At 45.7% G+C, this 10,861-nt stretch carries 8 protein-coding genes; 5 read left to right on the top strand and 3 right to left on the bottom strand.

Going from position 1 to position 10,861, the window contains the following annotated elements; all coding sequences use genetic code 11:
• Positions 1–66 precede the first annotated feature (66 nt).
• The 3 genes from QVE09_RS14990 to QVE09_RS14980 all read left to right on the top strand — a co-directional run bounded on the left by QVE09_RS14990 (position 67) and on the right by QVE09_RS14980 (position 5,228).
• Positions 67–2,061, top strand: a complete 1,995-nt coding sequence (locus QVE09_RS14990; RefSeq protein WP_315937427.1) for an S-layer homology domain-containing protein — start codon at positions 67–69, stop codon at positions 2,059–2,061.
• 207 nt (positions 2,062–2,268) lie between these two features.
• Positions 2,269–4,086, top strand: coding sequence for a sensor histidine kinase (locus tag QVE09_RS14985; protein WP_315937426.1), 1,818 nt, complete (start codon positions 2,269–2,271; stop codon positions 4,084–4,086).
• Positions 4,083–5,228 (top strand): response regulator, encoded by a 1,146-nt coding sequence (locus QVE09_RS14980; RefSeq protein WP_315937425.1) that lies wholly within the window; start codon positions 4,083–4,085, stop codon positions 5,226–5,228. The genes QVE09_RS14985 and QVE09_RS14980 overlap by 4 nt, the downstream gene beginning before the upstream one ends.
• Before the next feature lie 178 nt (positions 5,229–5,406).
• On the opposite strand, the gene uxaC is transcribed toward QVE09_RS14980, so the two are convergent.
• Positions 5,407–6,849 (bottom strand): glucuronate isomerase, encoded by a 1,443-nt coding sequence (gene uxaC / locus QVE09_RS14975; protein WP_315937424.1) that lies wholly within the window; start codon positions 6,847–6,849, stop codon positions 5,407–5,409.
• 203 nt (positions 6,850–7,052) lie between these two features.
• On the opposite strand from uxaC, the gene QVE09_RS14970 reads away from it, so the two are divergent.
• Together QVE09_RS14970 and QVE09_RS14965 are read left to right on the top strand one after the other, a co-directional pair.
• Positions 7,053–7,796 (top strand): MBL fold metallo-hydrolase, encoded by a 744-nt coding sequence (locus QVE09_RS14970; protein WP_315937423.1) that lies wholly within the window; start codon positions 7,053–7,055, stop codon positions 7,794–7,796.
• A gap of 64 nt (positions 7,797–7,860) precedes the next feature.
• Complete coding sequence (locus QVE09_RS14965; protein WP_315937422.1) at positions 7,861–8,139, top strand: hypothetical protein; 279 nt, start codon at positions 7,861–7,863, stop codon at positions 8,137–8,139.
• 79 nt (positions 8,140–8,218) lie between these two features.
• Here QVE09_RS14965 and QVE09_RS14960 read toward each other — a convergent pair whose 3' ends face one another.
• Both QVE09_RS14960 and QVE09_RS14955 read right to left on the bottom strand, forming a co-directional pair.
• On the bottom strand, positions 8,219–8,851 hold the full coding sequence (locus tag QVE09_RS14960; RefSeq protein ID WP_315937421.1) for a hypothetical protein: 633 nt from the start codon (positions 8,849–8,851) through the stop codon (positions 8,219–8,221).
• Positions 8,852–9,363: 512 nt separating this feature from the next.
• Positions 9,364–10,845, bottom strand: coding sequence for an alpha-amylase (locus QVE09_RS14955; protein ID WP_315937420.1), 1,482 nt, complete (start codon positions 10,843–10,845; stop codon positions 9,364–9,366).
• Positions 10,846–10,861: the final 16 nt, after the last annotated feature.

Here is a 10,861-nt window from a genome sequence, read left to right as displayed (position 1 = left end):
TCATTGGAGCCAGATATACTTATTTTAAAATGTAGTAACCAGAATATAAGGAGATGAAGATTGAAGATGAACAGATTCAAAATAGGAAAAGCAGGATTAGTACTGGCTTTGTTTGCAGTCTTATTAAGCGGATGTGTAACCAACAAAAGTTCCATTATAGTACAATATCCCAATGATAAGCCGAACGAAGGTACTCAAGTATTCTTCAGGTATTCCAGTGGAGAAGTTGTACAGGTTCCAGATATCGGAGTTAACAGCAGTGTAGAAGCTATCATGGATATTAATAAAAAGATCGTCGGGGGATACGCTGAAACGGATGGAATAGCATGGGTTCCAGATAACTCTATCCCTGATATATCTGGCAATCTAATTAATATTCTCAATATTCAAAGTAATAAACCAGCAACTGCCGCACATCATGTCCAGTTAATTGCGGCATCCCAGCCTTCTTCCTATTCGGGTTATCTAAATTATACGTTGGCTGTCTACGATGAGCAGGGGCAACCTGTTAACAACCGAACTGAAATCTTCCTGCATGGAGACGATTCAAATTTAGAATTTCACAGTCTGAATGGATATGGTGACCCAACCGTAGCAAATGGATATTCATACTTTACAGCGGGTGGACTTGGGCTTGTAACCTTCCCGATCAAATCGGGGCCAATCACAAAACCTATCAGCGTATACTCTGGCTCAAAATTACTTAATGATAACTTACTATCCATTGTTACCGATGTGAAAATAACCACCCCGGACGATGTCTATTCTGTACTTACCGGTGAAACGTTGGCTCTAAATGCTGCAATCTCACCTTCTAACGCGATTAATTCTGCCGTGATCTGGTCTGTCTCGGATCAAACCGGAACTGCCACGATCGATCCGACTACAGGCGTACTTACCGCCGGAGACCCGGGAACCGTTCTGGCTCAGGCGGCTGCTACAGATGGTAGTGGAGTTGTCGGCAGTGTTCAAGTCACGATCACACCGCCTCCTATTCTCGTGAATTCCATTACCATCAGCGGAAGCAATTCTGTGCAAGCAGGTCAGTCCATTCCGCTGACGGCAATTGTCCTTCCAGCCGATGCCAAGAATCCTTCTGTAGTCTGGACAGTGCAAGACGGAACAGGTAAAGCGACCATTGATGCAAACGGAAAACTAACTGGAACTTCAGCAGGAACCGTTCTGGTTAAAGCCGAGGCAGCAGATCTTTCAGGCGTATTCGGAACCAAAACCGTTGTGATTACCACGATTAACAACGGAAGTAACGGAGGCAATACAGGTGGTAACTCTGGAGGTAATTCAAGTGGTGGTTCAGGCTCACCAGCAGCTCCCACACCAGTTCCTACACCTGCACCAACGCCCGTGACACCCTCCGATCCGAGTCCTCAGCCAACACCCGGAACAGATGTAGTACCTGGACCTACGTTCAACAGCCTTGTTCTTAATATGGATAGCTTTACGACCAGCTTCACCCAGAAGATTAAAGCAGCACAGTCCAATCCTGCGACTGTTCAATTAACGGATACAACCACGCACTGGGCAGGATCAACTGTAACTACATTCGTGAAGCTGGGTGTCGTAACTGGTTATGCCGATGGCTCGTTCCATCCAAATGCCAGTATCACCCGTGCCGAGTTCGCAACCCTGATCGCCAAAGTATTTGATCTGTCGAGCAACCAAGGCAATACAATAAGCGACGTATCAGGTCACTGGGCTGAATCTTCCATTCGCTCTCTGCAAAGCAAGGGTGTGTTGTCCGGTTACCCGGACGGTACATTCAGACCGAATCAAGAGATCAAACGTTCTGAGATCATCGCCATCATCTCGCGCATTATGGATCTGAGCAAAGTACCAACCGCAGAAGCACCTGCTTTCTCCGATCTGGAGCAAACCTGGAATAAAGATCAACTCCAGCAAGCGGCAGCAGCCGGAATTATTCAAGGAGATCGGAATGGAGAATTCCATCCTTCGAACTCCGCTTCCCGTGCAGAAGCACTGACTATTATTTTGCGAGTACTCCAGACCAATTCTGAATTTGAAGCACTTCTGCAATCCCTATAATATGATGAATTAATTGCAGCCTGCCAAGCCTGTTCCCAGGTCTTGGTGGGTTTTTTCAACAGATTCAACCATCGATGGAAGCTTCCTTTTTGATCCCAAAAATAAATGTGAATATCCCCTCTCAAACACGTATGTTTTTAATCCTTATTCTGATAACATAGGAGGCATATCTTGCATGAATATTACTTAGATTGAGGCGGCCCATCCATGAACCCTAATATGTATTTATCTGCATTGCTGATGGCTGCAACCTGCTGCACATTAATGCTCGCTTACCTCTCCTACAAAAGAAGAAACTCACCCATAGCCTTCAGTTACGGACTGGGGATGCTTGTCAGTTCTTTTTATACATTCGGCTATGGCTTCGAGATTATTAGTCAACAACTGGACCATATTCGATTCTGGCTTCGGATTGAATATATTGGAATTCTGCTCGGACCAGTGTTCTACTTCCTTATGGTGCTGCATTACACAGGACGTGAATCATGGGTGCGTACACGCAATGTGGTTCTGTTGCTACTTGTACCTTCTTTTACGTTTATCACACATAATACCAACGAGTGGCATCACCTCTTTTATAAAAATATGACGATCGATACATCCTGGGGATTCCCGCTTGTGTCTCTTGAGAGAGGACCTTTATTTTCTGTTCATGTTGTGTTTTCCTATGCACTTTTCTTTATTTCTGTTTTTTTCCTGGTACAGATGTTGCTTCGTGCCACACCCCCTATGAAAAAACAAATCATATTTATGATTATTGGCTCCTGTGGACCATTCATTTTCTCACTAATTTACCTAAGTAACATCTTTCATTCACCCCTTGATTTTTCTCCATTTGGATTTGTTATATCGGGCATCTTCTACACATGGGGAGTCTTCCAGTTCAATATGCTTCGTCTGGCTCCGCTGGCATACCAAAAGGTATTCGAATCTATACAGGATGCTGTTATAGTGTTCGATCTGGACCATGTGTTGACCAGCTACAACCGTTCTGCCCGGCGTATCATTGAGCCTCTTCATCCCAAAAGCTTGGGCCAGCATGCAAGTCAGGTACTCGCACAATACCCACAGCTTCTAGCAAAGCTGCTTGAACAGGAACCGCTTAATGATGACTGCAAAATTCAACTCTCCAACGACCCAAGTGGCAGAATCTATAACGTTCATCTTTCTCTTGTTCAGCATCAAAGTGGTAAACCCATTGGCAAGATGCTACTGCTTAATGATGTGACTGAAGCCGTACAGGCCGAGAAGAAACTTCGCGACAACGCCCAACAGTTAAGTGAGCTCAACACGTTCAAAGACCGAATGTTCAATGTCGTGGCTCACGATATTCGTGATCCTGTAGCCGTACTGGTTAATCTGATGGACTTGCTTGAGGAAGAAATACAAGAATCCAATGCTGATCATGAAGAGATTATCCATGAAATGAAGCACCAGATTCATAATACGTTTGCTCTGGTAGAAGGACTGCTCGAATGGTTTCGCAGCCAAGGCGGAGGGCAGGTCTTCCATCCGGTAGAACGGGATCTGCACTATTCTGTGGAGACCAGTATACGTTTGTTACGTGTTCGCAGCGAGAATAAGCAGATTCGAATGGTATCGAATATTTCACCAGGAGTGTGCGTCTATGCGGATAAAGAAATGCTTGACCTGATTCTTCGAAACCTTTTATCCAACAGCATTAAATTCACTAATCCAGGAGGACAGATCACGTTGAACGCCGAACGAAAGGATCAGCATATTGTGGTATCCGTAAGCGATACGGGAGAAGGGATTACAGATGAGCAGGCCCGTTCCCTGCTTCAGGATGAGTATCCGGTATCGGCAACGGGAACCGCAGGGGAACGCGGCATCGGGTTTGGCTTGAATCTGTGCCGGGAGTTTGTACGCCTGAATGGGGGCGAAATCTGGTTTGACAGCAGACCTTCGCAGGGCAGCAACTTCTACTTCTCTGTACCTCTTCCACCCCAGTCTAATGCAACCGAGACTTCTCCATATTCCGTGCAGGTGGAGGACAATACATGAAGATGAAGGTCATTCTGATAGACGATGAGAAAGCCATGCACCTGATTATGAAAAAGATGCTGGCAAAGATCGGTGAAGTGGAAGTCATGGGTGCATTTCTGGATACTCAGGCCGCATCATCTTATCTGCACGATCACGAGGTAGATCTCATTTTTGTCGATATTAATATGCCTCGGGAAAGCGGACTGGAATTTGCAGAAGGACTGCGAAAGCAGGGCAAACAGACCCCTATTGTATTTATAACGTCTCATATAGAATATGCCCTATCTGCATTTGATGTCTTTGCCTTTGATTATATGGTGAAACCAGTGAAACAGGATCGGCTCCTCCAAACAGTACACAGAGCGCTGGCAGAATCGCGCAACAAGTTACCTGAGGAAGAAGTCGTGGCGACGATTGAAGCGCAAGCGGTAGAGTTCAATGCTCTGGGCAGAATCGAGATTCACAGCGACCACGGAACCAAGACCAAATGGAGATCCAGCAAAAGTATTGAATTGTTTGCATATCTGCTTATTCAGCAAGGACGGCTTGTATCCCGTACCCGTCTCATTGAAGATATTTTCGGAAACATGCCACAGAAGAATGCCGAAGTCTACCTCAACACAACAGTCTATCAGCTACGCAAGTTACTTAATGGATATGGACTGAAAAAAGTACTTCATACGTACAATCATTATTACGCTCTGAATTTATCCGATATTACGGTGGATTTTATCCGCTTCGAAGAAGGATGTAGGCGGCTATCTGTCATTCAATCCGGGGCCGACATAGAACAAGCCCTATTGATTGAGCAAATGTATGTGGGTGATTTATTTGGGGAGTATGGATACACGTGGTCCTTGAGCGAGGTTGAACGACTGTCACTTATGTATAGCGCACTAAACCAGCGGTTGTGTAATGCTCTACTGGAAGCCAAAGATACCAGTAATGCTATCCGCCTACTCAAAAAACTCCTGCATCGTAATGAATTGCACGAAGAATCGCTGATCCTGCTCATCCGAGCACTTTCCATGCAGAAGAACAAGGAAGCCCTGATCAAACATTATGAGCAATATACAGCACATTTACTTCAGGAAATAGGTGCAGCTCCTTCTCCAGAGCTTGCTGCTCTATATGCACAATTATTATCGGACACCCAATAGTGTTAAGGTCAATAGATGTAATGCCTTGAATCCAATTCACAAAAAAAGCTCCCATTCTATACTCCGGTGGATGATGACCCGGGGTAAGCAATGGGAGCATTTTTATTACGATTGAAAAGTAGAAACTAGAAAATATTCTTATTGCATAACCTGCATGATTAGATACGCTCGTTAATCATCAAGACTGTGACGCCGAGACCGTTTTAGGCACTGAGGCAAACGGGAAATATTCTTTTGCATTGTTGTAGGCAATGCCCTGTACGATCTGACCGAGCAGCTCCAGATCCTGCGGTGCCTCGCCCTGTTCAGCCCATTCACCAATGAGATTGCAGACCAGACGACGGAAATATTCATGCCGGGTGTAAGACAGGAAGCTGCGTGAATCGGTCAGCATGCCGACAAATCGGCTGAGCAGACCAACATTGGCCAGTGCCTTCATCTGGGCAAGCATGCCGTCCTTCGTATCATTGAACCACCATGCTGCGCCAAGCTGGATTTTGCCCGGAATGCCCCCGCCCTGGAAGCTGCCGATGATCGCTGCCAGCACTTCGTTGTCCCTTGGATTCAAAGAATACAGAATCGTTTTGGGTAATGCCTGTTGCTGCTCCAACGCGTCGAGCAATCCAATCATCGCTGACGATAGCGGTGTATCATTCACGGCATCATAACCGGTATCCGGCCCAAGCTTGGCAAACATCCGCGTATTGTTGTTACGAGCTGCATTAATGTGGAACTGCATCACCCAGCCACGCTCTGCATACAGTTTGCCGAGGAACGTCAGCGTTACCGTCTTGTACTTGTCCTCTTCCTCACGAGTTACCTTCTGACCTGCAAGTGCCTTTGCAAAGATGGCAGCTGCTTCCTCTCGGGTAGCCACACCGTAAGGAACATAATCAAGTGCATGGTCGGAGACTCTGCCGCCTACGGAATGGAAGAATTCCACCCGGGACTCCAGCGCAGTAAGGAATGATTCATAATCGGAAATGGCGGTGCCAGATGCCTGCGACAGCTTGCCCACCCATTCTGTAAAGGTATCCCGGTTCAATTCGAGCCCTTTATCCGGACGGAAGGATGGCAATACGGCGGTATCAAAGCCTTCGATCTCCTGAATCTTCAGATGATACTCCAGAGAATCGGTTGGATCATCGGTTGTGCACACAACAGTGACATTGGATTTGGTAATCAGATCACGTGCACCGAATCCGTCACTGTTCAGTTTGGCATTTACTTTTTCCCAGATGGCAGGGGCGCTTGTCTCATTCAATACTTCGTAAACGCCGAAATATCGCTGTAATTCCAAGTGAGACCAGGCGTACAGCGGATTACCAATCATCATGGGTACCGTTTTGGCGTAAGCCAGGAAACGATCGTAATCGGTCACTCCTTCGCCGCCGGTCACATATTGCTCTTCAATTCCGTTTGCGCGCATGAGCCGCCACTTATAGTGATCACCGTATAACCAAGCCTCTGTAAGATTGCCAAAGGTTTTGTTCTCGTAGATCTCCTGAGGACTGAGGTGGCAATGATAATCAATAATCGGCATGTCTTTGGCATAATCCTCATATAACTTGATCGCCGTTTCATTGTGCAGCAAAAATTGTTCATCCAGAAAAGATTTCATTCGCCTCGCACGCTCCCTTTAGGTGAGTTTACGTTCATATGGGTTCACTTCCCATCTTTACGCTACACTGTTTATCATCAAAGTTCAATATAAAATGATAGCGTTATCAAAAAAGGTTGATTTAGGCATATATTCGGGAACAAGGTATACTGGATTTAACGCAAGGATGCTGATCTGAAGATCACACAAGGAGATGAAATGAATTGAAAATTACTTTTCTCGGCACAGGAGATATGTTCAGCGTGGAGCAGCACCACAATAGTATGTTGGCTGAATTCGGTGACACGCATCTGGTCATTGATTTTCCGGAATCCAATGCCAAAGCACTCAAGGAATATGGATTCCCCATGACCGATATCCACAACGTTTTCATTACCCATCTGCATGAAGATCATATTAACGGTGTACAGATGCTGGGTTATTACGCACAGATCGTGGGTGACCGCAAACCCCGTCTGTTCATCCACGAACAATTGGTAGATCCGCTCTGGAACATTTTATCCCCCGGCATGCGCTACACAACGGATGGTGAACGTACCATGAGCGACTACTACGATGTCGTTCCGCTGCCAGATGGAGGCACATTCGAACTGGGCGGTGTGACGTTTGAGACGTTTCGGACGCAGCATGTTCCCGGTATGGTCAGCAATGGGCTACTTGCCAAGCCTTACTTCTATTACAGTGCAGACAGTACACTCGACCAGGAACGGGTGGAGCAAGTTGCCGCTGATGTGCAGCTGATTTTTCATGAATGTCATATGCATGATCTGGTGATCAAATCTCATACGTCATTGAAGAATCTGGAGCAGTTACCCGCAGAAGTGAGACAGAAAACCGTACTAATGCATTATCATGACGAGTACGCGGATGCGGACAAACGGGAACAGTTCAACCGCGAGCATGATCTGCGGATGGTTGGCACGCTGGAATCCTTTGAACTGGAGTAGGTAAACGGAGCGAGGGTATCGGATATTATCGTATTCGATCTATATTCTAATGGAGGTCATTGCTATGGAATATCGAATAGAACAAGGTTACTTTCTGATATATTCTCCTGCAAGAAGCACCAGTAGTGGAGACATCATGGTGGTTAAATTACTGGAAAGACCCTTTAAGGATAAAGTTGAATTCCTCATAAACAGCAAAAACTATGAGTGTACTACACACCATGAATACTTAAACTTTGAGCCAACTTCTCATCATAAACCTGAGAAGCCTGGAGCATTTTCAATGGAACGAAGTGAGTTCAATCGAATGTGGGATACGATGAATCAGTATTTTGAAAAGTAATAATTTTACTATCTCAAATAGATGAACCGGCAGCGTCTACTCAGATTCCTCAGATGGAACTGGTGAGTGCTGCCTTTTCCTATTTTTCTTTCTCCCATGACTTCATATACTCAATCGTTCTCGGAGACGGCTCAGCCTTGATATAAAAATAATCTTCCGTTCGCTGATCATTTGGCCCATAAGAAATTTTGATATACATATCTGCATAACGCTGGAAGATATTGCTGTCGATCTCTACCTTCGACTTCAAAATATAATTCCTGCCCAAACTCAATCCAAGCGGTTCCTTATCTGGCTCCAGACTTATCTCGTATGTATTGCTCACATTGGAATGAAATAACTCTCCGGCATCGATTCGATTCATCATCTCGGGACGGAGAGTGAATGATTGAATAACATTCACCATAGGCACCTGAACCTCATTTACCAATATTTCATAAGAAATCCGGTCAACTCCAGATACATGACTCACATCGACTGTTGCTGTCAGGCTATACTTATCTGGTGAATGCCCCTGAAACGATTCTGGTCGCTTCGTAACCCGTTCATTCAAATCTCTACGCTCCGAATTATATGTATATTTATCGGTTCGTTTCGGTTCGCCCCTTGGTCCCTGATTTGTCCCCAAACCGCAAGCTCCTAGACACAGGGCTATTACTAATAAATACGTGACCAACAGGAAGAAACGGTTCAACTCTCTTTTAGGACTCATGTCATCCCTCCTTCTCAAACCCTCTGTAAGAATATCGCTTGATTGTTACATTGTCTGATCTGATTTTCTCATTTCATTTTCTAACACTCCATATTTGGATTATTGTACCATGTATTAAGATGTGGAACCGAAGCGTTTCTTTCTCCATTTCATGTTTTTACTTGTAGCATTCATTCGTTTGCCTATGGCGGCGACACTTAACCCACGTTAAGCTAACGAATCTCAGACGCGTTATTCTGGTGATGTTGCTCCAATTGGAGCTATTTCAATCGTTTTTGAGAGTAATAAGGTTACTGAGATTCGTTAGAATTCCAATAACGCTAATTCAGTGCAAATAAGGTGCGCTCAGTTCGTTAGGATGGAGTTTTAGTTGTACCTAGACAAATGCAAAAAACCACCTGGACACAGGTATACTCGCTCTCCTGTTCAGATGGTTTAACGATAACGATCTATCTATATACTGTTTTCATATCAATCCGTGTACCTTTTCTTATCCTGCCTGGCACATGCCGTTACTCAGCGTCAGCACAGTCCTCATTCTGTTCAGGAAGGGCCCATACCGAGACGCCTCCACCGCACACATGGAAGGTGGCCCAGCCGTCTTCCTCAATGGTAATCTGATCATCACAGCTGTTCGTCAGATCCACCCAGACTTCACCAGCACGATGCTCGCCGACGAACATTCTCTTCTCACCGTCATCCCCGTTGGAGATGACCACTGCACAACCGGAACCTTCGATTTCCTCTACACCACGACGCACCCAGCCAATCGTATTCGCGTGATCGAAGTAATCTTCTTGCTCTCCATACGCCTTGTTGCAACGGGCAGACAGCAGAATGTCCAGAATTTCTTTTTTGCCATCCACAGGTTCAGGTCCACCAATGCCATAATAATCTCCGTAAAATACAACCGGATAACCATCACGACGTAATAGCGTCAACGCATAGGCGCTCGGCTTAAACCAGTCTCCAATCCATGATTCCAATGCTTCATGAGGTTGGGAGTCATGATTATCTACAAAAGTTACCGCATGGGTAGGATGGGTCTGCACCAAGGTATCATCAAAAATTTTGGAGAGATCAAAGTCTCTGCCTGCAAGCGAAGCCTCATGCAACTTGTAGTGAAGAGACACATCAAACAGGTCGATCTGATAGTCTACCGTATCAAGGAATTCACGACACGCATCCAGGTTTGAGTTCCAGAACTCACCTACGATGTAGAAATCCTGACCGCGTTTGCGGATCATCTCTGCTGCGAACTCCTTGATGAATTCGTGGTTGATATGCTTAATTGCATCCAGCCGGAACCCGCTGCACTGGAGAGTGTCAATCAGCCATTTCCCCCAATCGATCATCTCGCGCCGCACATCCGGGTGGTTATAATCTATATTGGCGAACATCAGATAATCGTAGTTACCAAACTCATCATCGACATTCTGGTTCCAGTTTTTGTTCTCACCTGCGATGCGGAATACACCGCTCCGTTCTCCCTTGGCATCAAAGTCCGTACCGTTGAAATGTTCGGAGTTCCACTTAAAGGAGGAGTATTGATCGCCGCGACCCGGGAATGTGAATTTTGTCCAGCCCTCAATTTCGAACGGCTCAGAAATTTCCTTTGTTCGATCATTGGGATCAACCTCGATCACTTTGAACACTTCCGTCTCATCTGCTCCGGCCTTGTGATTCATGACCAGATCCACATAGACGGCAATTCCGTTCTTCTGACACTCAGCAATGGCTTCCACCAGTTCCTGCTTGGTGCCATATTTGGTCCGCACGGTACCCTTTTGATCAAATTCGCCCAGATCGTACAGATCATATACACCATAACCTGTATCTTCTGCTGACACTGCCTTGGTTACGGGTGGTACCCACACCGAGTCAATGCCTTTAGCTTTCAGTTCCGGGGCCATTTCAGCCAGTCGCTTCCAATGATCTCCGTCTGCAGCCAGGTGCCATTCAAAAAACTGCATCATGGTATGATTTCTCTTCATTATAACCGACCTCCTT

The organism is Paenibacillus sp. ClWae2A, assembly GCF_032452295.1.
GTDB lineage: Bacteria > Bacillota > Bacilli > Paenibacillales > Paenibacillaceae > Paenibacillus.
Note: the sequence above shows the minus strand (reverse complement) of the source record. Positions and strands in the feature narration are given on the sequence as shown.